At 71.6% G+C, this 23,699-nt stretch carries 21 protein-coding genes; 6 read left to right on the top strand and 15 right to left on the bottom strand.

All coding sequences use genetic code 11. The features are described from left to right. Positions 1 to 13 precede the first annotated feature (13 nt). From N6H00_RS28835 to eccB, 5 genes are all read right to left on the bottom strand, one after another. Positions 14 to 496 carry a hypothetical protein gene (locus tag N6H00_RS28835; protein ID WP_268974739.1) on the bottom strand — a complete coding sequence of 161 codons (483 nt, stop codon included), beginning with the start codon at positions 494 to 496 and terminating at the stop codon, positions 14 to 16. Positions 497 to 609: 113 nt separating this feature from the next. Continuing rightward, a complete protein-coding gene (locus tag N6H00_RS28830) occupies positions 610 to 891 on the bottom strand; it encodes a WXG100 family type VII secretion target (protein ID WP_268974738.1) in 282 nt (93 codons plus the stop codon). A 41-nt stretch (positions 892 to 932) separates the two neighbouring features. Further along, the gene (locus N6H00_RS28825) at positions 933 to 1,271 is read right to left on the bottom strand and encodes a WXG100 family type VII secretion target (RefSeq protein WP_268974737.1); all 339 of its coding nucleotides are present in this window, start codon (positions 1,269 to 1,271) and stop codon (positions 933 to 935) included. Between the two features lie 180 nt (positions 1,272 to 1,451). After that, positions 1,452 to 2,699 carry a type VII secretion-associated serine protease mycosin gene (gene mycP, locus N6H00_RS28820; protein WP_268974736.1) on the bottom strand — a complete coding sequence of 416 codons (1,248 nt, stop codon included), beginning with the start codon at positions 2,697 to 2,699 and terminating at the stop codon, positions 1,452 to 1,454. A gap of 17 nt (positions 2,700 to 2,716) precedes the next feature. Beyond that, on the bottom strand, positions 2,717 to 4,288 hold the full coding sequence (gene eccB / locus N6H00_RS28815) for a type VII secretion protein EccB (protein ID WP_268974735.1): 1,572 nt from the start codon (positions 4,286 to 4,288) through the stop codon (positions 2,717 to 2,719). 225 nt (positions 4,289 to 4,513) lie between these two features. Here eccB and eccE point away from each other — a divergent pair, with 225 nt between their 5' ends. The 3 genes from eccE to N6H00_RS28800 all read left to right on the top strand — a co-directional run bounded on the left by eccE (position 4,514) and on the right by N6H00_RS28800 (position 10,100). Next, complete coding sequence (gene eccE, locus N6H00_RS28810; protein WP_268974734.1) at positions 4,514 to 5,761, top strand: type VII secretion protein EccE; 1,248 nt, start codon at positions 4,514 to 4,516, stop codon at positions 5,759 to 5,761. Positions 5,762 to 5,889: 128 nt separating this feature from the next. Continuing rightward, on the top strand, positions 5,890 to 6,642 hold the full coding sequence (locus tag N6H00_RS28805; RefSeq protein WP_268974733.1) for a hypothetical protein: 753 nt from the start codon (positions 5,890 to 5,892) through the stop codon (positions 6,640 to 6,642). 269 nt (positions 6,643 to 6,911) lie between these two features. Next, positions 6,912 to 10,100, top strand: coding sequence for an SCO5717 family growth-regulating ATPase (locus N6H00_RS28800; protein WP_268974732.1), 3,189 nt, complete (start codon positions 6,912 to 6,914; stop codon positions 10,098 to 10,100). A gap of 105 nt (positions 10,101 to 10,205) precedes the next feature. On the opposite strand, the gene N6H00_RS28795 is transcribed toward N6H00_RS28800, so the two are convergent. The 8 genes from N6H00_RS28795 to rimP all read right to left on the bottom strand — a co-directional run bounded on the left by N6H00_RS28795 (position 10,206) and on the right by rimP (position 18,414). Next, entirely contained in the window at positions 10,206 to 11,159 is a 954-nt protein-coding gene (locus tag N6H00_RS28795) for a bifunctional riboflavin kinase/FAD synthetase (RefSeq protein WP_268974731.1), read from the bottom strand. Between the two features lie 224 nt (positions 11,160 to 11,383). Further along, positions 11,384 to 12,298 (bottom strand): tRNA pseudouridine(55) synthase TruB, encoded by a 915-nt coding sequence (truB, locus tag N6H00_RS28790; protein ID WP_268974730.1) that lies wholly within the window; start codon positions 12,296 to 12,298, stop codon positions 11,384 to 11,386. Continuing rightward, complete coding sequence (gene rbfA / locus N6H00_RS28785) at positions 12,295 to 12,768, bottom strand: 30S ribosome-binding factor RbfA (protein ID WP_268974729.1); 474 nt, start codon at positions 12,766 to 12,768, stop codon at positions 12,295 to 12,297. The genes truB and rbfA overlap by 4 nt, the downstream gene beginning before the upstream one ends. 70 nt (positions 12,769 to 12,838) lie before the next feature. Next, on the bottom strand, positions 12,839 to 13,135 hold the full coding sequence (locus N6H00_RS28780) for a DUF503 domain-containing protein (protein WP_268974728.1): 297 nt from the start codon (positions 13,133 to 13,135) through the stop codon (positions 12,839 to 12,841). Positions 13,136 to 13,259: 124 nt separating this feature from the next. Beyond that, on the bottom strand, positions 13,260 to 16,334 hold the full coding sequence (gene infB / locus N6H00_RS28775; RefSeq protein WP_268974727.1) for a translation initiation factor IF-2: 3,075 nt from the start codon (positions 16,332 to 16,334) through the stop codon (positions 13,260 to 13,262). Between the two features lie 152 nt (positions 16,335 to 16,486). After that, complete coding sequence (locus tag N6H00_RS28770; protein WP_268974726.1) at positions 16,487 to 16,774, bottom strand: YlxR family protein; 288 nt, start codon at positions 16,772 to 16,774, stop codon at positions 16,487 to 16,489. A gap of 96 nt (positions 16,775 to 16,870) precedes the next feature. Beyond that, the gene (gene nusA, locus N6H00_RS28765) at positions 16,871 to 17,863 is read right to left on the bottom strand and encodes a transcription termination factor NusA (protein ID WP_268974725.1); all 993 of its coding nucleotides are present in this window, start codon (positions 17,861 to 17,863) and stop codon (positions 16,871 to 16,873) included. A gap of 2 nt (positions 17,864 to 17,865) precedes the next feature. Next, positions 17,866 to 18,414, bottom strand: coding sequence for a ribosome maturation factor RimP (gene rimP, locus N6H00_RS28760; protein WP_268974724.1), 549 nt, complete (start codon positions 18,412 to 18,414; stop codon positions 17,866 to 17,868). 254 nt (positions 18,415 to 18,668) lie between these two features. Between rimP and N6H00_RS28755 the strand changes: the two genes are divergently transcribed. From N6H00_RS28755 to N6H00_RS28745, 3 genes are all read left to right on the top strand, one after another. Then, positions 18,669 to 19,244: a hypothetical protein gene (locus N6H00_RS28755; protein ID WP_268974723.1), complete on the top strand. Its 576-nt coding sequence runs from the start codon at positions 18,669 to 18,671 to the stop codon at positions 19,242 to 19,244. 57 nt (positions 19,245 to 19,301) lie between these two features. After that, complete coding sequence (locus tag N6H00_RS28750; protein WP_268974722.1) at positions 19,302 to 19,805, top strand: ferritin-like domain-containing protein; 504 nt, start codon at positions 19,302 to 19,304, stop codon at positions 19,803 to 19,805. A 78-nt stretch (positions 19,806 to 19,883) separates the two neighbouring features. Further along, positions 19,884 to 20,828, top strand: coding sequence for an aminoglycoside phosphotransferase family protein (locus N6H00_RS28745; RefSeq protein ID WP_268974721.1), 945 nt, complete (start codon positions 19,884 to 19,886; stop codon positions 20,826 to 20,828). A 451-nt stretch (positions 20,829 to 21,279) separates the two neighbouring features. Here the strand turns inward: N6H00_RS28745 and N6H00_RS28740 are convergent, their stop codons facing one another. Next, positions 21,280 to 22,992: a proline--tRNA ligase gene (locus N6H00_RS28740; protein WP_268974720.1), complete on the bottom strand. Its 1,713-nt coding sequence runs from the start codon at positions 22,990 to 22,992 to the stop codon at positions 21,280 to 21,282. 125 nt (positions 22,993 to 23,117) lie between these two features. Continuing rightward, positions 23,118 to 23,687 carry a GNAT family N-acetyltransferase gene (locus N6H00_RS28735; protein ID WP_268974719.1) on the bottom strand — a complete coding sequence of 190 codons (570 nt, stop codon included), beginning with the start codon at positions 23,685 to 23,687 and terminating at the stop codon, positions 23,118 to 23,120. Positions 23,688 to 23,699 lie beyond the last annotated feature (12 nt).

Here is a 23,699-nt window from a genome sequence, read left to right as displayed (position 1 = left end):
CCCCGTTCACCCATCACATGCCGTCGTGGCCACTGCTCTTACCGCCGCCCGTCTTGGGTTCGCCGGTCTTGTCATGGCCCTTCGGGTCGTGCTCTTTCTGATACTGCTCGTAATACGCCTGGGTACGCCTCTGAATGGCCTTCAGGCGCTCTCCGTGCTCGTGGTCCACCGTCTGGTAGTCGCTGTCGGCCGCGCTCACCGTGATGCCCATCGCCTCCAGCTGCTCGCCCAGGGTCTGGGAGAGCAGCTCCAGCCGTCCGTGCACCAGCTCGTACGCGCTCGACAGCGACAGCGCCTCGGGGAAGTTCTTGCCGTAGGCGGTGGCGGTCACCTTCTGCTCGGAGATCTTGCCGTGTGCGGCGCTCGACTTGTCGAGTTCGGTCAGAAGCCTGTCAACGCGCTTCTTGAACTCCTGAAGGGATTCGGTGGGAGCGTCGAGGTCCGGCGAAGAAGGGGACGTAGCGGAGCCACCCCCGTCCGGCGCCAACTCAGCCATGAAGCACCTCCTTCAATACCTGGATTCCAGCACTCGTGGGTGCGGGACACGCGACCCGGGTCGCGTGTCCCGCACCCACGACACGACCGCAGGCTGTGCCGCTGCGTCTGTGACTACGAAGCGAACCGCTGGCCCTGACGGTGGTCATTGGCCTTGTAGCCCTCCGTAGCCTCCAGCAGCTTCCTCGAGATGGTGAGGAGGGTGGTGTGCAGGTGGTCGACGCGCTGGTTCCACTCGTGCTGACGCTCGTTGAACGCGCGCTGTGCCTCACCGGTCCAGGACTCGGACACCGCCTTGACCTGCCTCATGATGGTGTCGAGGTCGGTCTTGAGCTGGTTGGCCTCGGTCCTGACCGTGTTCGAGGCTTCGACGACGCCTTCGTACGTAATCTCCATTGAGCTCTAACTCCTGATGCGAGGCGGACGGGTCACGAGGATCAAGAGGCGTGGAAGGAGCCGAGGATGCCGCTCTCCCCGCCTCCGACGCTGTTGATGTTCCTGAGCTGGTCGAGTTCCTCCTGGTCGAACCCGTCCCGGCTCGCCTTCACCAGTTCGCGGGTGAAGCTCAGCAGCTGGTTCACGCGGCGCACGTCGTTGTTGACCTCCGTCTGGAGGTTGTTGTACGCGCCTGCCGCGATGCCCTTCCAGTGGCCCTCGACGTGGTCGATCACGCCATTGAGCTTCCCGATCCGCTCGGTCAGCTGACCTTCCATCCAGTCGATGGCGCTTTCGAGGGTCTTGAAATCATGACCTTCTACGCGGAGCTTCTCCGCCATGGCACACCTTCCCCCATGAATCGGATGCCGCGGGACATGCGGTGCTCTGTGACCGTCCCGTGTGGGCATCGACCAAAGCTGTCAAGGATCACTCTAGTCAGCATCCCCGTGTGCATGACCAACACGTATGCGGTTGTTACACGGATGGGACGCCGGAGACGGCCGGGTGACGACCTGGCCTCATGCGTCGCGCCGACGACGCCAGTCACGCAGCACCACCGCACCGCCCGCGGTGATCGCCACGACCACCGCGCCCGTTCCCAGGGCGTACGTGGCCAGCCGGGTACGGCGCTCCTGCGGGGTCTCGCCCAGCGTGAGGCGGCCGGGTTCGGGCTTCGGGACGTTCGCCGCCGGGCCGGTGTCGACCGTGGGACGCTCGATCTTCTTGTCGTCGTCGGTGAGGGCCTTGACCGGGTCGACGACACCCCAACCGATGTACCGGTCGCGGCCGTTGACGCCCCGCTCCGCGGTCTGCTCGATCTGGGCGATGACCTCCTGCCGCGACCAGTCGGGGTGCTTGGCGCGGATCAGGGCCGCGACCCCGGCCACGTACGGGGCGGCGAAGCTGGTGCCGTTGTCCACGCACTGCCCGCCCTTGGGCACGGTGGAGACCATGTCGACACCGGGCGCCGCGACGCCGACGAAATCGCCGCTCTGCGAGAAGTACGCGCGCTCGTTGTTGCGGTCGGAGGCGGCGACGGCGAGGACACCGGAGTAGGACGCGGGATAGGTGCGCTTGGACTCGCCGTCCGCGCCGTCGTTGCCGGCGGCCGCGACCACGACCACGTCCTGCTGGACCGCGTAGGCGATCGCCTGCTCGAGGTCGATCTGCGAGCGGGCTCCCTTGGTGTCCTGGGAGATGTTGATGACCCGCGCGCCCTCCTTCACCGCCTTCCGGATGGCCTCCGCCATCTTCTGCGGCGTGCCCTTGCCCTCGGCGTTGTTCTGCTTGAGGGGGATGATCGTCGCCTCGGGCGCCAGCCCCACGAAGCCGGTGCCCTCGCGCGGGCGGGCCGCGATGATGCCGGCGACCTTGGTGCCGTGCCCGACCTCGTCGACCGTCGGGTCCTCGGCGAGTTTCCGCTCCTCCTTGGAGGCGTCCTTGGCCGGGGGCAGGAAATTCGCCCCGCTCGCCTTGTCGACGGCGGTCTTCAGCTGGATGTTGGTGTCATCGACACCGGTGTCGATGACGGCGACCCGTACCGGCTTGCCGTTCTTCTCCTTGCCCTTGGTGTCCTCCCACAAGCGGTCGAACACCAGCCGCTGAAGCGACCAGGGGGTGCCCTTGATCTGCTTCTTCATCGGGAACGTGCACTCGCCGTTGCCGTCCAGGGCGAGCACGGCGGCGGGCTGTGCGGCGGCGGCGCCCGTCGCACCGGTGAGGCACGCCAGTGCCACCGCCGAGGACAGGGCGGCGATGCGCCTCATACGTGGCTGCTCCATCGTCATGAACCCTGCGGCTGCCGTGCGCTGTTGGTGTCCAGCCGCGGCCCGATCGGCAGGAACTGGGACCAGTTGAGCGGCACCGGCAGCGGCTTCACATCGCCGTATCCCAGCCTCACCTGAGCCTGGTTCGCCGATGTCTGCCCGCCGGACTGCGCGTCCTGCTGCGCGGCGGAGCCGGAACCGTCAGCGCCGATCTTCGACTTGCCCGAGCTGCCGTCGTTGTTCGCCTGCACCTGGTAGCGCAGGCCGGTGTCGGTGACGAGGAAGACCTGACCGGTGCTGGTCGCCCGGCCCTGGAACTGCCGGTAGAACAGGCCGGTGCCCGGCGTGACGTACGCGCTGGTGGCGCCGTCCACGATGGTCGCGGGGTAGTCCCGGCCCGCCCAGGTCTCGAGCGTGGGCGTGCCGTTGTCGGCCACCTTGGTGAGGATGTTGCACACGGTGTCCCGGGCGCCGCTCCCGCCCTCGGCGGAGTTCACCTGACGCGGGGGTTCGGCCGGCCAGGTGGTGTCACCGGCGAAGACGGTGGAGTCGGAGACGAAGTCCTGCGGGTTGACCTGCATCGGCTTACTGAGCTGGTTGAGTCCGCTCAGCTGCTCGCTGTTGAGCAGCAGCTTGGCGGTGAAGTCGGAGACCGGCTGCACCTTTCCCGGCACCACGACATAGTGCTGGACGCCGCCGCCCGTCTGGGCCTGGAGCACCATGCCCACCCTGTTGGCCTTGTCCGGCAGCGAGTCGATGCCGGCCGAGGTGTTCGGCTCCCCCGGCACCTGCGGGAACACCACGGGCGCACCGTCCTTCAGGGTGTCCAGCCAGTCGTCGGTCACCCGCTGGGGCTTGGCGCCCTCCGAGAAGAGCGTGCGCAGCAGCAGGTTGTACTGACCGGCGGACATGCTCTTCTCGCCCTTGGGGCCACCGAGCAGGTACTTGGTGCCGGACCGGTCGACGAGGTAGCGGCCCGAATCCCCCTCGACGTACAGCACCTGGCCGCCGCGCAGCCGCTCCGGGCCCTCGACCTTCGACGCCTCACGGTCGGCGAGGACGAAGACCGCCTTCTGCGCGGTCTTGTCCTGCCCGCCCCCAGGCTGCTCGCAGACCACCCAGCGCTTCTGCTTGACGGCCTCGCTCGCCGAGGGCATTCGGTCCGGGGCGTACGGAATTCCGATCGTCGGCCCGCGCGGAATGTCGCCGTTGTCGAGCTGCGACTCCTTCACCCGGATGATGTCGGACTTGTTCTGGTCCAGGAGGAGTTTCGCGGAGGCGAGGTTGAGGACCGGGTGCAGCTGTTTCTTCCCGCCGGTCTTGAGAATCACGTAACGGGTCGTCGAATCGCTGCCGACGATGATGTGGGACGCGGTGTCGTCCCACCCCTTCGGCGCGGTCGGCCGGATCATGCCCCATGCGCCGAATCCGGCGAGGATCAGCGCCGCGACGACGACACCCGGGAGAAACGCGCGCAGCGGGCGCGGCGCACCGTCGTCCATGACGGTGGGCGAGGGCTGCACGAACGAGGCAACCATCCGTTTCTTCGCAAAGGTGTAGGCATTGAGCTCATCCCGCCGCGATGCCATGTCTCGCCCGCTTCTCCCCGTGTGTGCTTGTGCAGTGCCTACGTTTGGTCGCCGTAGTCGCCGTAGTCGACGTAGTCGCCGTGTCCCCGTAGTCCCGTAGTCCCCGTAGGAGATTACTCATCCACTCGGGTCATCTGACACCCCAGCCACCCTTCACGCGCCTTTCCGATACCGTAAACACACAATCGACCAGGACAGCACCAGGACATAGCGGGGGTCTCCGGGATGAGCTCTGCCACCCATGCGCATGCCGCCGTACCACGGCAGCCCTCACGCACGGCGAGCCTGGGTCCCCTGCGGCTGTATCAGCTCGTGCTCATCGAGGCGGCCGCCGCGATCCTCGTCGTCGCCTGGACCGTCGACTCACTGCTGCTGATACCCGCCGGGATCGTCGCCCTCGTCTTGGTGCTGCTCGCGGTGTTGCGGCGCAGACAGCAGCCCTTCATCGACTGGCTCATCACCATCAGCGCGTTGCGCGCCCGGCAGAAGCAGGCCAAGGGGCCGGTCCCGGCGGGTGTCGACCCGTCGCTCGCGCCCGCCGTGGAATGCGATCCGGCGCTGCGCACCTACGCCTATGTGGCGCGGGACCGCCGCGAGATCGGAATGATCGGCGACGGTACGTTCCTCACCGCGGTGCTCCAGGTCCAGTCGACCGACGCTCCACTGCGGCCGCTGCGCACCAAGCGGCCGCTGCCGCTCTCGCTGTTGCAGGACGCGCTGGAGGTGGACGGCATACGGCTGGAGTCGGTGCAGGTGGTGCAGCACTCCCAGACGGCGCCCGCGCCCCATCTGCCCGAACAGGCCGCGGCGGCGCGCAGTTACGCCCCGCTGCAGGAGCAGGCCGGAGCACCCGCCATCCGGCTGACCTGGGTGGCGCTCAAGCTGACTCCCGAGCTGTGCCCGGAGGCCGTACGGGCGCGCGGCGGCGGTCTGGAGGGTGCTCAGCGGTCCCTGCTGCGCGCGGTGGACCAGCTGGCCAGTCGGCTGACCGGCGCCGGGTTCTCGGCGCGGCCGCTGGCCGAGGGCGAACTGACCACTGCCATCGCCACCTCGGCGTGCGTCAACCCGCATGCGGCGACCCAGGCGGGGCGCGCGAGCACACCCACGCGCCGGACGGTGGAGACCTCGCGCGCCTGGCGCTGCGACGACCGCTGGCACACCACCTACTGGGTGGGCCGCTGGCCGCAGATGGGCCCGGAATCGGTGCCGCTGCCGCAACTCGTCGCGCTGCTGACCTCCATGCCCGCGCTCGCGTCCACCTTCAGTCTGACCCTGAAGCATGACGAGGGCAGCCGTAACGCCTCCTCGGTCACCGGGCACATCCGGGTCACCGGGCGCAGCGACACCGACCTGGTCACCGCCCGCAAGGCGTTGGAGCGCGCCGCGCGGGGGGTGCGGGTCGGGCTGGTACGTCTCGACCGCGAGCAGTTGCCCGGTGTGCTCGCGACGCTCCCGCTGGGAGGCACCCGCTGATGGCCACTTCCGCCTTCTCCCCCGCCGCTTCTGCCTCCGGTCCTTCCGGATCTTCCGGCCCTTCGGGTTCTTTCGGGCATGGTTCCGATCCGGGTTCCGGTCCCGGAGCGGGTCTGGGCTCCGGTCCCATGGTCTCCGGCGGTGCCCCCGGGGCGTCCGGTGTCCCGGGCGCGGCACACCGGACGCACCCCGGTTACGGGCTCATCGGTCCCCGGCGCGGACGGCAGACACTGCCCCTGGAGGACTTGGCGGCGCTGGCGCTGCCCATCGGCGACGACGGCGTCATCATCGGCGTGGACGAGCAGAACCAGCCCGCCGTCCTCGGCTTCAACCGCCCCGAACCGTTCGACGTGGTCCTCGTCGGCGGACTGTGGACCGCGCAGGTCCTGGCCTTCCGGGCGGCGGCCACCGGTGCCCGTATCGCCATCGAGACCGGGCGGCCGCATCTGTGGACCAACCTCGTCCAGGTCGCGGGCGGCGGACAGCAGTGCATGACCGTCTTCGACGTGGGCCGTGTGCCACCGCAAGGACCTTCGGTGGGCAGCCCGGTCCTGGTCGTCCGGGACTGCGGCATGCGTCCGCCGCGCGGCCGGGTCTCCGCTCTGCCCTGGCAGTCGGTGCTGACCCTGCTGCCGTATCTGAGCCCGGTCGCGCCCCGGCTGCTCGAGCACGCCGGACTGGTCGGCATTCAGCGCGTTTCGCCGGACGAGGCCCGGGAGATAGGTCGCATCATGGGCCTGCCGCAGAGCGACGTCACGGCGCTGTCCACCCTTCCCGACTGGGTCACCCTCTGGTGTACACGCGCCGGACGGCAGTTCGTCACCGTGCAGGCGACGGATGCCGAGACGGGGCTGCTGGGATCTCCGCGTCGGGTGGACTGACCCGGGCAGAACCCCTCAGGGTTGGTCCGTCGTTGATCGACGTCGCTCGAGAGCGGTCCACATCATGTGGTGGACGGCTTCGAGTGGCGGGACAGGCCTGCCCCCGCGGCACCCATGGTGATTAGTCTTGGGGTACGCGGTGGGGGACCTGATCAGGGATCCCCAACGTCACAAAAGGGGAAAGCCGAACGGTCGGACGACAGTAGCGATCGGCAACAGATCGGCCTCGCCAAGAATTTCAAGGGTGTTCGACCACACCAGGAGGCATTGTGAGCAGCGATCGGGACGAGATCCGCACGGGCGGAAACACACCCGGCGATGATCGGTCCGACGCGGAGACCGAGCACACGGGCGAGTTCACCATCGACTACACCCCACCCGCGTGGTACACGCAGAACGCTTCGTCGTCGTCCTCACCGGCCTCCACGGGCCCGGCGTCGGCCGGTGGTTCCGGTGGAATCGGGGCGGGCGCGGGTGCCGGGGCGCCGATTCCGCCGCCTCCGCCGCCCACGGGCGCTCCGGTGTCCGTGCCGGGGGCGCCGGAGCCGAGCGGCTTTCCGAGTGCTTGGCCGACGCCGGCCGCGGCACCCTCCGCCGATGTCGCGTCGGACGCCTCCGAGGTGGAGGAGGTCCACGCCCAGGCGGAGGACGAGGCGCGGCCCGAACCGGAGGCCAAGGAGTCCGAGGAGGAGACCCGTCGACCTCCTTTGTCCGACTATGAGCGGGATGCGGCGACTCCGCCCGCGGCTGACACCGCGAAGGGTGACACGGCATCGGACGGCCCTGAGCCCCTGGGGTCCTCCGGCGAGGCTTCCGAGGACGAGGCGGAGGTCCCGGCGGCACCGGATCCCGCTTCCGTCGATGACGACGACTTCACACTGGCGCCCGCCGCGGCCCCTCGGGACGACGCCTCCGAGCCCGGCTCCGAGTCCGGCTCCGACGAGAGCGACAACGGCGATGTGGTCAGCAACTCCACCGTGCGGTTCTCCACCGCCGCGCTGCGGCGCGAAGTGGCCGCGAAGCGGGGTGAGGACGCCGAGGCCGACGCGGTCGGCGCGACTGATTCCGGTTCCGGTTCGGCTTCCGGTTCTGGTTCGTTCGCTGCTTCCGGTGCTGGTTCAGGGTCCGGTGCGGGCGCCGATGCCGGCTCTGCGGACACGGACGACCGTACGGGCGGCCATCTGCGCAGCGAGGGCACGCTGCGCTTCTCCACGGCCGCGCTGCGGCGGGAGATGGAGGAGTTGAGGCAGGAGGCGAGCGCCGAGCCGCAGGACGCGGTGCCCGAGGACGCCGTGCCGCCGAGCGCGCCGGCCCCCGAACAGCCCGCCGCCACCTGGGCTCCGCCGCCCGTTCCGCAGTCGGGGCTGCCGCCCCTGCCGCCGGACTTCCAGCCCGCCTCGCCCGAGAGCGCCGCACCGGCTCCGGCTCCCGCTCCGGTTCCGGAGCAGCGGACGGACGGACCTGATGGACCTGCCGGGCCTGCCGTCCCCGGCACCGGCGCACCGCTCCCGCCTCAGCAGGACGCGGCCTGGGCGCCTCCGCCGCCCCAGACGCAGGGTCAGCCCGGTCAGCCGGCCGCCGCGGGGCCCGGACCTCAGGGCGGTTACGGCTATCCGCGTCCCGGTGAGGGCGCGCCCGCAGGGTTTTCCGGCCAGCCCGGCGCGGTCCCCGGCCAGGCCGGTCCGGGCCCGCTGCCGCCCCAGGCCCAGGGCGGGCCGCCCCCGGCGGCCAACGTGCCCGGCCCGCAGGACGGTTATCAGCAGCCCGGTCCGGCCGCTCCGGGCCCCGGCCCGCAGACCCCGTCGGCTCCGCAGGGGCCCCACTACGGCTATCCGCAGCCCGGCGCCCAGCCCGCCCCCGGCCCGGCCGATCAGGGCCAGGGCCCGCCGCCCGTCCAGGGCGGTTACGGCTTCCCGCAGACGGCCACCCCGGCGCAGCAGCACCAGCCCTATCCCGAGCCCCAGCGGACGTACCCGGGCCAGCCCGGCGAACCCGGCCAGTCCGGACCGTACGTCCCGCCCGGCCCCGTCCAGGGGCAGCAGTTCCCGGGACAGCAGCCCGGCGTGCCGGGCCCGCAGGGCGGTTACGGCTTCCCACAGCCCGGCGACGGCACCGCCATGCCGCAGCCGCAGGACGGCTATGGCTATCCGCGCCCCGACGCCCACGCCGCTCCCGCGGCCCCGGCCGACCCCCGCACCGGCGGCTGGCCCACCGTCACGCCCGACCAGCGGCGACAGGCGGGGAACGCGGGGGCGCCGCTCGGGTACACGGCGGCGGTCGAGCTCTCCTCGGACCGGCTGATCAAGGGCAAGCAGAAGCCGAAGAAGAACAACACCCCCGGCCCCTCCCGCTTCAAGATCGGCGGTAAGAAGGAAGAGGCGGAGCGGCAGCGCAAGCTGGAGCTGATCCGCACGCCGGTGCTCTCCTGCTACCGGATCGCGGTGATCAGCCTCAAGGGCGGTGTCGGCAAGACCACGACGACCACCGCCCTCGGCGCGACCCTGGCCATCGAGCGCCAGGACAAGGTCATCGCGATCGACGCCAACCCCGACGCGGGCACCCTCGGCCGGCGCGTGCGGCGGGAGACCGGTGCGACCATTCGCGACCTGGTCACGGCGATCCCGTACCTCAACAGCTACATGGACATCCGGCGGTTCACCTCGCAGGCGCCGTCGGGGCTGGAGATCCTGGCCAACGACGTGGACCCGGCGGTCTCGACCACGTTCAACGACGACGACTACCGCCGCGTCATCGACGTCCTGGGCAAGCAGTACCCGATCATCCTCACCGACTCGGGCACGGGGCTGCTCTACAGCGCCATGCGCGGCGTCCTCGACCTCGCCGATCAGCTGATCATCATCTCCACGCCCTCCGTGGACGGTGCCAGCAGCGCCAGCACCACCCTCGACTGGCTGTCCGCGCACGGCTACGCGGATCTGGTCTCGCGGAGCATCACGGTGATCTCCGGGGTGCGGGAGACCGGGAAGATGATCAAGGTTGAGGACATCGTGTCGCACTTCGAGACCCGCTGCCGCGGGGTGATCGTCGTGCCCTTCGACGAGCATCTGTCGGCGGGCGCCGAGGTGGACCTGGACATGATGCGGCCCAAGACCCGCGAGGCGTACTTCAACCTCTCGGCCATGGTCGCGGAGGACTTCACCCGGGCCCAGCAGGAACAGGGCCTGTGGACGGGCGAGGGCGGGTCCCAGCCGCCGCAGGTGGCCCCGCCGATGCCCGGCCAGGCCCAGCAGCAGCCCTACCCGGGCGCCTACGCGCCTCAGCAGGGCCAGCAGCCGCAGTACCCCGGATATCCGCAGCAGGGCGGCCAGCAGGGCTGGCAGCAGCCGTACGGGCAGGGGCAGCAGCCGCACCCCGGCCAGCCGTGGCAGCAGGCCCAGCCGGGCCAGGAGGGTCAGCCGGGGCAGCCCTGGCAGCAGCCCCCGGGGCCGCAGCGGTAGCGAGCGGGAGAAGCGATGCGCCCCGTGGGCCGGTGATCCGGTCCCACGGGGCGCATGTGCGTTGGCGCCGCACGGGCGGCGCGGCCGCGCTCACCACACGGCGCGTCAGCTGCCGTCGTGCTCCTCGACGAGTTCGCGGGCCCGCTTCACATCGGCCGCCATGCGCTCCAGCAGCGCCTCGATCGAGTCGAACTTCTCCTGGCCCCGCAGATAGGCGAGGAAGTCGACCTCGACATGGAGCCCGTACAGATCCAGCCCGACCCGGTCGATCGCATACGCCTCGACCGTCCGCTCGGTGCCGTCGAACTGCGGATTGGTGCCGACCGAGATGGCCGCGGGCATCGCCTCGCCCCGCGCCGTCAGCCAGCCGGCGTAGACGCCGTCGGCCGGGATCGCGGTGTGCGCCGGGGTCTCCAGGTTGGCCGTCGGAAAGCCCAGCTCACGGCCGCGCTGCGCCCCGCGCACCACCACACCCTCGACGCGGTGCGGCCGGCCGAGGACCTCCATCGCGCCCGTGACATCGCCCTCCGCGACCAGACGGCGCACCAGTGTGGAGGAGAACGGCTCGCCGCCGCCCGCCTCGCCGCGCTCGTACAGGTCGACGACCTCGACCTCGTAGTCGTAGGTGGTGCCGAGTTCGCGCAGGAAGGCGACGTTCCCGGCGGCCTTGTGGCCGAAGCGGAAGTTGGGGCCCTCCACCACGACCCGTGCGTGCAACTTGTCGACCAGCACCTTCACCACGAAGTCGGCGGGGGCGAGCCGGGAGAACTCGGCCGTGAACGGCAGGACCAGCACCGCGTCCACACCCAGCCCGGCCATCAGCTCCGCGCGCCGCTGATGCGTGGCGAGCAGCGGCGGATGGCTGCCCGGCCGCACGACCTCGCTCGGATGCGGGTCGAAGGTGACCACGACCGCCGGTACACCCAGCTCACGCGCCCGTGCCACGGCACGGCCGATGATCAGCTGGTGTCCTCGGTGCACCCCGTCGTAGGAACCGATGGTGACGACGCTGCGCCCCCAGTCCTCAGGGATGTCCTCCAAGCCACGCCAGCGCTGCACTTTGCCCGCTCCTCGCCCGAACCTTTGTCTGTCGACTTCGCAGGTCTAAGACTGCCATGTCCCAGGCGTCCACCTCGCATCGGTGGTCGCCGCGAGCGCCCGGACCGGCCGGAAGCCACCGTAGGCGGCCGGCTCGGGCGCTCGCAACGCGGCCTGGGGTCGATGGCCTCGCACGTGGCCTCGCACGTGGCCTCGCACGTCGATGGCCTCGCACGTCGATGGCCTCATACGAAGACGGCCAGGCTCTTCGCCTTGCCCTTCGACTCCTCCACGAGGGCCAGGAAGCGCCCCTCCGGCCCGAAGACCGCGACCGGCCCCGGCGCGCCCGCCGACGGCATGTCGATCCGCACACCGTTGCCCAGCAGCCGGGCCTGGCGGGCGTCCACGTCCCAGCGCGGGAAGGCGGCGGCCGCGGCCTCGGCGATGGGCATGACCTCCAGCGACTCCTCCAGCCGCTCCAGCGTCCTGGCCGCCGCCAGCCCGTACGGGCCGACCCGGGTCCGGCGCAGGGCCGTGAGGTGGCCGCCGACGCCCAGCCCGGCGCCCAGGTCGCGCGCCAGCGCCCGGATGTAGGTGCCGGAGGAACACACCACCGTGACATCCAGGTCGGATACGGCGGTGCCGTCCTCCGCCTTGGCCTCACGGTGGTCGTGGAGGACGAAGGAGGAGACGGTCACCGGCCGCGCCGGGATCGCGAACTCCTCGCCCTCCCGCGCCCGTGCGTAGGAACGCTTGCCGTCGATCTTGATGGCGCTGACCTTCGACGGGACCTGCTGGATGTCCCCGGTCAGCTCCTCGATCCCGGCCTGGACGGCGCTCGGCGCGAGCCCGGCGGCGCCGTCCGAGGAGGTGATCTCGCCCTCCGCGTCATCGGTGACCGTGGTCTGGCCGAGCCGGATGGTGGCCCGGTACTCCTTCTCGGTCAGCGCCAGATGGCCCAGCAGCCGGGTCGCCTTCTCCACGCCGACCACGAGCACGCCCGTGGCCATCGGGTCCAGCGTCCCGGCGTGGCCGACCCGCCGGGTGCCGACGAAGCGGCGCATCTTGGCGACGACGTCGTGCGAGGTGAAACCGGCCGGTTTGTCGACGATCACCAGGCCGTCCGGTGCCCCGGAACCGGCCTTGCCGTTGCGCGTCATACGTCCGATGAACCCTTGCCGTCCGTGCCGGGCTCCTCGTCGTCCGTCTCCTGGCCGGGCTTGCGGTAGGGGTCGGCGTCGCCGGCGTAAGCGGCACCCGAGGACGCCTGGCGCACCTCGGCGTCCGCGGCCTTGGCCTTGGCGAGCAGATCGTCGATGGTGCGGGCGTTCTCCGGCAGCGCGTCCGGGACGAACGTCAGGCTCGGGGTGAAGCGCACCCCGGTCTGCCGTCCGACCTCCGACCGCAGCACGCCCTTGGCGCTCTCCAGGGCCGCGGCGGAGGCCGCCCGCTCCTCGTCGTCGCCGAAGACCGTGTAGAAGACGGTCGCCTCCCGCAGATCACCGGTGATCCGGGTGTCGGTGATGGTCACATAGCCCAGCCGCGGGTCCTTGATCCGCCGCTGTAGGGTCTCCGCGACCACGACCCGGATGCGGTCCGCCAGCTTGCGTGCCCGCGCGGTGTCGGTCATGCGTCTTCTTCTCTCTTCTTCGCGTCAGTCATCGATGGCCGGGGACGGTCTGCGACCGCCGGTCCGGCCCTCATTCATCATCGCCACCGTGGAACCGCCGCCGCACCGACAGCAGCTCCACCTCCGGCCGCGCCGCCACCAGCCGCTCGCAGCGGTCGAGCACCTCGCTGAGGTGGCCCGTGTCCCCGGAGACCATCGCGAGGCCGATCCGGGCCCTGCGATACAGGTCCTGGTCTCCGACCTCCGCCACGCTCACCGCGAATTTGCGGTGCAGCTCGGCGACGATCGGGCGGACGACGGAGCGCTTCTCCTTCAACGACCGTACGTCGCCGAGAAGCAGGTCAAAGGACAACGTCCCTACATACATGCGGTCCGGGTCTAGCCACCCGTGGGGCCTTTGAGAATGCGGACTTCTGGCACCGTACACGCAAGGGCCGGGGCCGATCGACGGAAATTCCTCCGCCGACCGGCCCCGGATGGACAGCCGCTCGTCAGCCGCGCGGCTTCTCGCGCATCTCGTACGTCGCGATGACGTCGTCGACCTTGATGTCGTTGTAGCTGCCGAGGTTGATACCGCCCTCGAAGCCCTCGCGAATCTCGGTGACGTCGTCCTTGAAGCGACGCAGACCCTCGATGTTGAGGTTCTCCGCCACGACCTTGCCGTCGCGGAGCAGGCGGGCCTTGGTGTTCCGCCGGACCTCGCCGGAGCGGATGAGCACACCCGCGATGTTGCCCAGCTTGGACGAGCGGAAGATCTCGCGGATCTCCGCCGTACCGAGCTCGACCTCTTCGTACTCCGGCTTGAGCATGCCCTTCAGGGCCGCCTCGATCTCCTCGATCACCTGGTAGATGACCGAGTAGTAGCGGACGTCCACGCCCTCGCGCTCGGCCATCTGCGTGGCACGCCCGTCGGCGCGCACGTTGAAGCCGATGACGATGGCGTCGGAACCGGTCGCCAGGTCGATGTCGGTCTCGGTGACCGCACCCACACCGCGGTGCAGCACCCGCAGGTCCACCTCTTCGCCGACGTCGAGCTGGAGCAGCGAGGACTCGAGAGCCTCCACCGAACCGGACGCGTCGCCCTTGATGATGAGGTTGAGCTGCTGGACCTGACCGGCCTTGAGCACCTTGTCCAGGTCCTCCAGGGAGACCCGGCGGGTGCGCTTGGCGAAGGCGGCGTTCCGCTCGCGGGCGGCGCGCTTCTCGGCGATCTGGCGAGCGGTGCGGTCCTCGTCGACGACGAGGAAGTTGTCACCCGCACCGGGCACGTTGGTCAGACCGAGGACCAGGACCGGGGTCGCCGGACCGGCCTCCTCCAGCGCGTTCCCGTTGTCGTCGAGCATCGCCCGGACGCGGCCGTAGGCGTCGCCCACGACCATCGTGTCGCCGACCCGCAGGGTGCCGCGCTGGACCAGCACGGTGGCCACGGCGCCGCGGCCGCGGTCGAGGTGGGCCTCGATCGCGATGCCCTGTGCGTCCTGCTCGGGGTTGGCCCGCAGGTCGAGCGAGGCGTCGGCGGTGAGGACGACGGCCTCCAGCAGGCTGTCGATGTGCAGACCCTGCTTGGCGGAGATGTCGACGAACATGGTGTCGCCGCCGTACTCCTCGGCCACCAGGCCGTACTCGGTCAGCTGACCGCGCACCTTGGTCGGGTCCGCGCCCTCGACGTCGATCTTGTTGACCGCGACCACGATCGGCACGTCGGCCGCCTTGGCGTGGTTCAGCGCCTCGATCGTCTGGGGCATCACACCGTCGTTGGCCGCCACCACGAGGATCGCGATGTCGGTCGACTTGGCACCACGGGCACGCATGGCGGTGAACGCCTCGTGACCCGGGGTGTCGATGAAGGTGATCCTGCGCTCTTCGTCGTTGACCTCGGTCGAGACCTGGTAGGCACCGATGTGCTGGGTGATGCCGCCGGCCTCGCCCGCGACCACGTTGGTCTTGCGGATCGCGTCCAGCAGGCGGGTCTTACCGTGGTCGACGTGACCCATGACGGTCACCACCGGCGGACGCGCGACGAGCATCTCCTCGCCGCCCTCGTCCTCGCCGAACTCGATGTCGAAGGACTCAAGGAGCTCGCGGTCCTCCTCCTCCGGGCTCACGATCTCGACGTTGTAGTTCATCTCGTCGGCGAGAAGCTGAAGCGTCTCGTCGGAGACGGACTGCGTCGCGGTGACCATCTCGCCCAGGTTGAACATCACCTGGACCAGGGACGCCGGGTTGGCGTTGATCTTCTCCGCGAAGTCGGTGAGCGAGGCACCCCGCGACAGCCGGACCGTCTGGCCGTTGCCGCGCGGCAGCATCACACCGCCGATGGACGGGGCCTGCATGGCCTCGTACTCCTGGCGCCTCTGCCGCTTCGACTTGCGGCCACGACGCGCCGGACCGCCGGGACGGCCGAACGCGCCCTGGGTGCCACCACGGCCACCGGGACCACCCGGACGGCCGCCGAAGCCGGGACGGCCACCGCCGCCACCGAAGCCGCCGCCACCACCGGGACGACCGGCGAAACCGCCGCCGCCGCCGGGACGACCGCCGCCACCGCCACCGGGACGGCCGGCGAAACCGCCACCGGGACGCCCGCCGCCACCGCCACCGGGACGACCGGCACCGCCAGGACCGCGACCGCCGCCGGGGCCCGGACGCGGGCCGGCGGCCGGACGCTGCGGCATCATGCCCGGGTTCGGGCGCGGACCGCCGCCGGGACCCGGACGCGGGCCGCCGCCCTGGGCGCCCTGCGGACGGGGCATCTGGCCCGGAGTGGGCCGGGGGCCGCCGGGACCGCCCTGGCCGCGGCCCGGACCGCCCTGGCCGCCGCCCTGCGGGCGCGGGCCGGGGCCGGGCTGGCCGCCGGGGCGCGGGGCGCCGCCGGGACGGGGCGCCTGCGGGCGCGCCATACCGGTGGAGCCACCGGAGGTGAAGGGGTTGTTACCCGGACGGGGACCGGCCGGACGGGGCGCACCCGGACGCGGACGCTCCTGGCCCGGACGCGGGGCACCACGGCCGCCCTGGCCCTGGCCGCCCTGGCCCTGACCCGGTGCGCCGGGACGGGCGCCGGGGCGCGGACCAGGCGTGGCACCCGGCTTGCCGGGCGCGCCCGGCTTGGCCGCGGTGGGCTTGGGACCGGGGGCCGGCGGGGCGGTGAACTCGGGCTGCGCCGGAGCCGCCGGCGCGGGGCCCGGCTTGGGGCCGGGGGTCGGACGGGCGCCCGGCGTGGGACGCGGGCCCGGAGTGGGCGCCGCGGGCGGCGTGCCGCGCTGGCCCTCGGGGGCACCCGGCTTGGGGCCGGGCGTCGGGGGCTTGGGGGCGGCCGGACGGGCCGCGGCCGCCGGACCGGGGGTCGGCGGCTTGGGCGTCGCCTTGCGCGGCGCCGAGGGCTTACCAGCGCCGCGGCCGGAGCCGTTGCCACCCTGGAAAGCGTCAGTCAACTTGCGCACAACCGGCGCCTCGATCGTCGAGGACGCCGAACGTACAAATTCACCGAGTTCTTGGAGCTTGGCCATGACGACCTTGCTCTCAACTCCGAACTCCTTGGCGAGTTCGTATACCCGGACCTTAGCCACTTCGCTCCTTTTAGGTCCGGGTTGCCGCCGGACCGTCGCTACTTCATGGGCGTACTCATCGCGTACTCATCGAGTGCTCATCGCAATCTCGACCTACTTCCGACTCGCGAGGTACCTGACCGCACGGTGTCCCGTGCCGTTCTTCCAACTACTCAGGGTGTCGCCTGCTCACCCTGCTCGACAAACCGGCGCAGTGCCGTGGTGTCGAGCGCTCCCGGCCCCCTGAAGGCCCGAGAGAGGGCCCGGCGGCGGACCGCCAGGTCCAGGCAAACCCGTGTGGGGTGCACATAGGCACCCCGACCGGGGAGCGTACCGCGCCGGTCGGGGACACAAACACCCTCGACCGCCACGATGCGCAGCAGATCGTTCTTGGCCGCCCGATCCCGGCATCCCACACACGTTCTCTCAGGGCAGGCACCAGCTCGCGTGCGGCCAGACACTGCTTAAGTCTACCTCCCTGTGCCGACACCACCCCTTGGGGGGAGTGATCGAACCGTCACTGATTTCGACTGGACCCCGAGCGACTCCGACCGGAATCAGCCTTGATCGCCCGGCTGCTCGGTGTCCGGCCGGATGTCGATCCGCCAGCCGGTCAGCCGCGCCGCCAGCCGGGCGTTCTGCCCCTCCTTGCCGATGGCGAGGGACAGCTGGTAGTCCGGCACCGTGACCCGCGCCGAGCGGGCCGACAGATCGACCACCTCGACCTTGCTCACCCGCGCGGGTGACAGCGCGTTCGCCACCAGTTCGGCGGGGTCGTCCGACCAGTCGACGATGTCGATCTTCTCGCCGTGCAGTTCGGCCATCACGGCGCGCACCCGGCCGCCCATCGGGCCGATGCACGCACCCTTGGCGTTCAGCCCCGGACGGGTGGACCGCACCGCGATCTTGGTGCGGTGGCCCGCCTCACGGGCGATCGCCGCGATCTCCACCGAACCGTCCGCGATCTCCGGCACCTCGAGCGCGAAGAGCTTCTTGACCAGGTTGGGATGCGTACGCGAAAGGGTCACCGACGGGCCGCGCACACCCTTGACGACTCGTACCACATACGTACGCAGCCGGGTGCCGTGTGCGTAGTCCTCGCCCGGGACCTGCTCCTGCACCGGCAGGATCGCCTCGAGCCGGCCGATGTCCACCAGCACGTTCTTGGGGTCCTTGCCCTGCTGGACGACACCGGCGACGACATCGCCCTCCCGCCCCGCGTACTCGCCGAAGGTGATCTCCTCCTCGGCGTCCCGCAGCCGCTGAAGGATGACCTGCTTGGCGGTCATCGCGGCGATCCGGCCGAAGCCGGAGGGGGTGTCGTCGAACTCGCGGGGCTCCTGCCCCTCCGCCAGGTCCTCGGCGTCCTCACGGGCCCATACGGTCACATGGCCGGTGTCGCGGTTCAGCTCCACCCGGGCCCGGCGACGGCTTCCCTCGGTGCGGTGGTAGGCGATGAGGAGGGCCGACTCGATCGCCTCGACCAACAGGTCGAAGGAGATCTCCTTCTCTCGCACCAGACCCCGCAGGGCACTCATGTCGATGTCCACGGCTACGCCTCCTCCTTGCTCTCGCCGCCGTCGCCCACGGACGTCTCCGGGGCCTGTTCCGTGAGCTTGTCCGCGGGTTTGCGGTTGAACTCGATCTCCACCCGCGCCTTGGAGATCTCCTCGAAGGCCAGCCGTCTGGCGGTGGGCTTGCGCCCCTTCACCCCTGGGACCTCCAGATCGAGGCCCCCGTCGTCCACCGAGACGATCCGGGCGACCAGCTCGCCGCCGTCGGCGAGTCGTGCTCGCATCAGGCGGCCGGTGGCGCGGCGGTAGTGGCGCGGCTCGGTCAGGGGGCGCTCGGCGCCGGGAGAGGTGACCTCGAGGACGTACGGGGTCTGCCCCATCGCGTCCGTGTCGTCGAGGGTCTGGGAGATGTCCCGGCTCAGCTCCGCGCACGTGTCCAGCTGGACGCCGTCGTCGGAGTCCACGACCACTCTCAGCACACGCCGCCGTCCGGCCGGTGTCACCTCGACCTCTTCCAGATCCAGGTCCCGCGCGCTGACGAGCGGTTCCAGAAGTCCGCGCAGCCTTTCGCTCTGGGTGGTGCTCATCCGGGTGACTCCTCGGCCGCGTGTGCTGTTGTGGGAAGGTCGCGTGTCAGGTCAAAGCCTATCTGTTCCGGCGGCGGGCTGACGATTCGGTGGCCGCTGCCGGGCAGACGGGCTCGGCGCGGGTACGCTCGCCTGCTGTGATCACTACCGGCGGCCGGGAGCGGCCGCAGCCTGGAAAGAGGAACGTGCCGATCACGACTCCCCCACCTCGTCCCACATCCGCCCCATCCCGCTCCGCGTCCGCGTCCGACGCGATGGCCGCGGTCTCCTCCGCGCCCTCGGGGTCCGCCGTGTCCCCGGGGTTCGCCGCCCCGGTGTCCCGGCGGCGGAGTCTGCTGCTGGGCGGCGGGGTGCTGGGGGCCGTCGCGCTGCTGAGCGGCTGCTCCGACGACTCGAAGTCCCGGCCCGACACGGGCGGCGGGGCGGCGGCCGTCGCGTTACTGCGGGCGCGGGGCGCGCGGGACTCCACCGCGCTTCTCGCACGCTACGACGCGACCGTGGACGCGCATCCCGCCCTGGCCGAGCGGCTGACGCCGCTGCGGGAGGAAACGGCCCGGCATGTCGCGGTCTTCACCTCCGAGGACCGGTCCGCCTCCCCCTCCGCGACCGCGTCGCGCTCGCCCTCGGCGGGCGGGCAGCGGGTGCCGGAGGTCCCCAAGGACGAGAAGAAGGCCCTGGCCGCCCTCGCCCAGGCCGAACGCCACACCGCCGACACCCGCACCGCCGCGCTCACCACCGCACCGCCCGAACTCGCCCGGCTGCTGGCCTCCGTCGCGGCCTGCGGCGCCGCCCACGTCTTTCTCCTCACGCAGCACGACGCGGACTCATGAGCACGCTGGTGACCACGCTCATGACCACGCTCGGGACCACCGGGAAGGGGTACTGACATGGCCTTTCGAGCAGGACGTACGGCCGTCGGCGAACGCGCCGCGGCGCTCAGGGCCGCGCAGGCGGCGCTCGCCGCCGAGCACGCCGCGGTGTACGGGTACGGCGTCGTCGGCGGGCGGATCGGCGACGACCGGCTCGCGGAGGCGCGCGAAGGCTACGCCGCGCACCGCGCGCGCCGGGACGACCTCACCCGCACCGTGCGCGACCTCGGTGGCGACCCCGAGAGCGCGGCACCCGCCTACGCCCTGCCCTTCGCGGTACCCGACGCGCCCGCCGCGGTACGGCTCGCCGCCGAGCTGGAGAACCGGGTGGCCGCCGTCTACGCCGACCTCGTACGGGCCTCGACCGGGTCCCTGCGCCGCCAGGCGGCGGGCGCGCTGCGGGAGGCGGCGGTCCGGGCGGTCCGCTGGCGAGGCGGCGGCGTAGCCTTCCCTGGGCTCACCGAACGCGCCGCACCGGCCGCTCCGTCCGCGTCACCGAGCGGTGGGGCGGACGGCGTGTGACCGGCACGTGTGCTGGGTGAGGCCGACGGGGCCCATGAGGGCGTAGAGGTCATTGATGGTGGAGGGAACAGCTCAGGGATGGCATCGGCACCACAGCCCGGCGGCCACGACACGGCCCGTGTCCATGTGCCGAAGCGGCTTCTGGACGCGCTGAGCGACAGTCCGGCGAGCGCCGTACGGAGCTGGCTGGACGCCCTGCCCGAGACGGTCGAGCGGCAGCTGACGGCGTGGGAGCTGACCCTGGAGCGGGTGGTGACGCCCGGGGGCCGACACGGTCTCGTCGCGCTCGTACGACAGGCGGACGGCACCCCGGCGGCGCTGAAGTTCCCGGTCCCCGGCCCGGACGCCGACCGTGAGCGGGCCGCCCTCGCGCACTGGGACGGCTGGGGCGCGGCCCGGCTGCTGCGCGCCGACCCGGACACCGGGGCGCTGCTGATCGAGCGGCTGCGCAGCGCGGTGTCGCTGCGCTCGCTGCCCGAGGCGAAGGCGCTGCTGGAGGCGGCGGGCACGGTGCGGCGGCTGTGGGTGGCGCCGCCCGAGGGACATCCGTTCGCGTCGGTCACCGGGCGTACGGAGGAGGACCGCGAGGTCATGCGGGTGCTCGGCGCGGGGGCCTGGGCGGCGGACGTCCGTCCGCTGACCGACGAGGCCCTGGAACTGCGGGCGGCGCTGCCCGCCGAGCCGCCCGAGGAGGTGCTGCTGCACGGCGAGTTCCGGCAGGGGAAGGTGCTGGCCGGGGAGCGCCTGCCGTGGCTCGCGGTGGGTCCGGTGCCGGTGGTGGGCGAGCGCGCGTACGACCTGGCGCGGCTGGTGCTCGACCGCTGCGAGGACCTGGCCGCCGGTTCCGGCCCCGCCGCGGCCACGCGCCGCCGGGTCGCCAAGCTGGCGGACTCGCTGGACGTCGACCGCGACCGGCTGCGGGGCTGGTCCCTCTACCGCGCCGTCGAGGCGGGCCTGCGCGAGGCCGCGGTGGGCGATCGCCGCCGAGCGGAGCTGCTGCTGGAGTTCGCGGGCTGGCTGTAAAGGGGCTCCGCGGACCCCGCTGGCCTCGGCCAGTGGGCGGGGGCTGTTGGGGCTGTGGTGATGGGCGACGTGGGCGGGTGCGGGTTTCGTCTCGCGCCTTCGGCGCACTTGAGCAGCGGGGCAGGGGGTAGGGGGCGCGGGCGGCGTCGCCGGGCGCCGGGCCGGTGGGGCGGGTGCCGGTGGCGGCTTCCGTGGCCGGGGGTCGAGGCCGGTGCCGGGCAGCAGGGGTAGGGCACCCCTCTGGAAACTGATTGACAAATTAGTTGCGCCAGATCAAGCGTTTTCAGGGAGGGTACCCGGAGGGCGGCCTGTCCTCAGTCCGGCGGGGCCCCGGCCATCGCCGAAGGCGCGAGGCGAAACCCGCACCCGACCACGCATCCCGAACCCCCGGCTCCCAGGAGGGCGGGAGCCGGGGGTTCGGGGACAGCAGGGGCAGGGGCGGGGTCGGCCGTCAGGCGGTGATGAGGCGGGAGACGGCCTCGTCGACGGGGAGCTCCTCGCGCTCCCCCGTACGGCGGTCCTTCAGCTCGACGACGCCGTCCTTCGCCCCGCGGCCCACGACCAGGATGGTCGGGACGCCGATCAGCTCGGCGTCGGTGAACTTCACGCCCGGGGAGACCCCGGCGCGGTCGTCGACCATGACGCGGACGCCCGCCGAGCCCAGCTTCTGGGCGATGTCGAGGGCCAGCTCGGTCTGGAGGGCCTTGCCCGCCGCGACGATGTGGACGTCGGCCGGGGCGACCTCGCGGGGCCAGCAGAGGCCGGACTCGTCGTGGGTCTGCTCGGCGAGGGCGGCGACGGCACGGGAGACGCCGATGCCGTACGAGCCCATCGTGACCCGCGCCGGCTTGCCGTTCTGACCGAGGACGTCGAGCTGGAAGGCATCGGCGTACTTGCGGCCGAGCTGGAAGATATGGCCGATTTCGATCGCCCGGTCCAGCTCGATGCCCGCACCGCAGCGGGGGCAGGGGTCGCCCGCCTCGACCACGACGACGTCCAGGTACTGGTCGACCTCGAAGTCACGGCCGCAGACCACGTTGCGCGCGTGGGTGTCGGGCTTGTTGGCGCCGGTCACCCAGGCGGTGCCGGGGGCGACGCGCGGGTCGGCGATGTAGCGGAAGGACTTGCCCGCCAGGCCCTGCGGGCCGACGTAGCCGCGCACCAGCTCGGGGCGGCCCTCGAAGTCCTCTGCCGTGACGAGCTCGACGACGGCGGGGGCGAGGTGCTCGCCCAGCTTGCCCAGGTCCACCTCGCGGTCGCCGGGGACGCCCACCGCGGTGATCTCGCCGTCGACCTTGACCAGGAGGTTCTTCAGGGTGGCGGAGGCCGGGACGCCGAGGTACTCGGCGAGGGACTCGATGGTGGGGGTGTCGGGGGTGTCCAGCTCCTCGAGGGGGCCGTGGTCGGCGTCCTCGACCGGCGGGACGGTCACCGTGACCGCCTCGGTGTTCGCGGCGTAGTCGCAGTTCGGGCAGTCGACGAAGGTGTCCTCGCCGGCCGCCGCCGGGGCCAGGAACTCCTCGGAGGCCGAGCCGCCCATGGCGCCGGAGACCGCGGAGACGATGCGGTAGTCCAGGCCGAGGCGCTGGAAGATCCGCTGGTACGCCTCGCGGTGCAGCCGGTAGGACTCGGCGAGGCCCTCGTCGGTGGTGTCGAAGGAGTAGGAGTCCTTCATCTGGAACTCACGGCCGCGCAGCACACCCGAGCGGGGGCGGGCCTCGTCCCGGTACTTGGTCTGGATCTGGTACAGCATGACCGGCAGGTCCTTGTAGGACGTGCACTGGTCCTTGACCGTCAGGGTGAAGATCTCCTCGTGGGTCGGGCCGAGGAGGTAGTCGGCGCCCTTACGGTCCTTGATCCGGAAGAGCAGATCGCCGTACTCGTCCCAGCGGCCGCTCGTCTCGTACGGCTCACGGGGCAGCAGGGCGGGCAGGAGGACCTCCTGGGCGCCGATGGCGTCCATCTCCTCGCGGACGATCCTCGAGACGTTATCCAGGACCTTCTTGCCGATCGGCAGCCAGGTCCAGATGCCCGCGGCGGCGCGGCGGACGTAACCGGCGCGGACGAGCAGCTTGTGGCTGGCGGTCTCGGCGTCCGCCGGGTCTTCGCGCAGCGTCTTCAGCATCATCGTGGACAAGCGCTGGACGTTGACGGCGTGGGCCATGGGGTCTCTCCTGCGTGCGATGGGATGTTCAGGAGGTTAGCCGCACGGGTCGGTTTCCCGGAAATGCGGTTTCCGGATGCGCCGGGGGCCAGCGGCCCGCCGGCCGGGGGGCCAGGGGGTTCCTGCTAGCGGCGGCGCAGCGGCAGCGGGGCTCCCATCACGGCATACGGGCTCGGGGCGCTCGGGAAGAGCACGGGGCGGGCGAGGTCGCCGTAGCCCAGTGAGCGGTAGAGCGCACGGGCCGGGCTGTCGGTGTCGATGGCGGAGAGGATCGAGCGGGGCTCGGCGGCGCCGTCCGTGATGGTCGTGATCAGCCGTCGGCCGATGCCCCGGTTCTGGTAGTCGGGGTGGACATGCAGTTCGGTGATGACGAACGAGTCGTCCAGCCAGTCCTCGTGCCCGGCCGCGCGCAGATACGGCTGGACGACCGTGGACCACCAGTGCGTGCGGTCGTTGGGCATGCCGTAGACGAAGCCGACGAGCCGCCCGGAGGGGGTGGTCGCGCCGAGGGCGCGGGCGCCGGGGCTCTTGAGGTGGCGCAGCACGATATGCCGTCGTACGCCGACCTCCTCGTCCGTCAGCCCGAAGGCGACGGCCTGGACGGCGAGCGCCTCGTCCACGCGTGCGGCGAGGTCGAGCGGCCCGACGACGACGTCTTCGGGTTCCGGGGTCCGCCCCCCGGGCAGATGCAGCATGGGCGGCACCCT

The organism is Streptomyces sp. S465 (genome assembly GCF_026898115.1).
Lineage (GTDB): Bacteria > Actinomycetota > Actinomycetes > Streptomycetales > Streptomycetaceae > Streptomyces > Streptomyces luomodiensis.
This window is presented reverse-complemented; position numbering and strand designations above follow the sequence as displayed.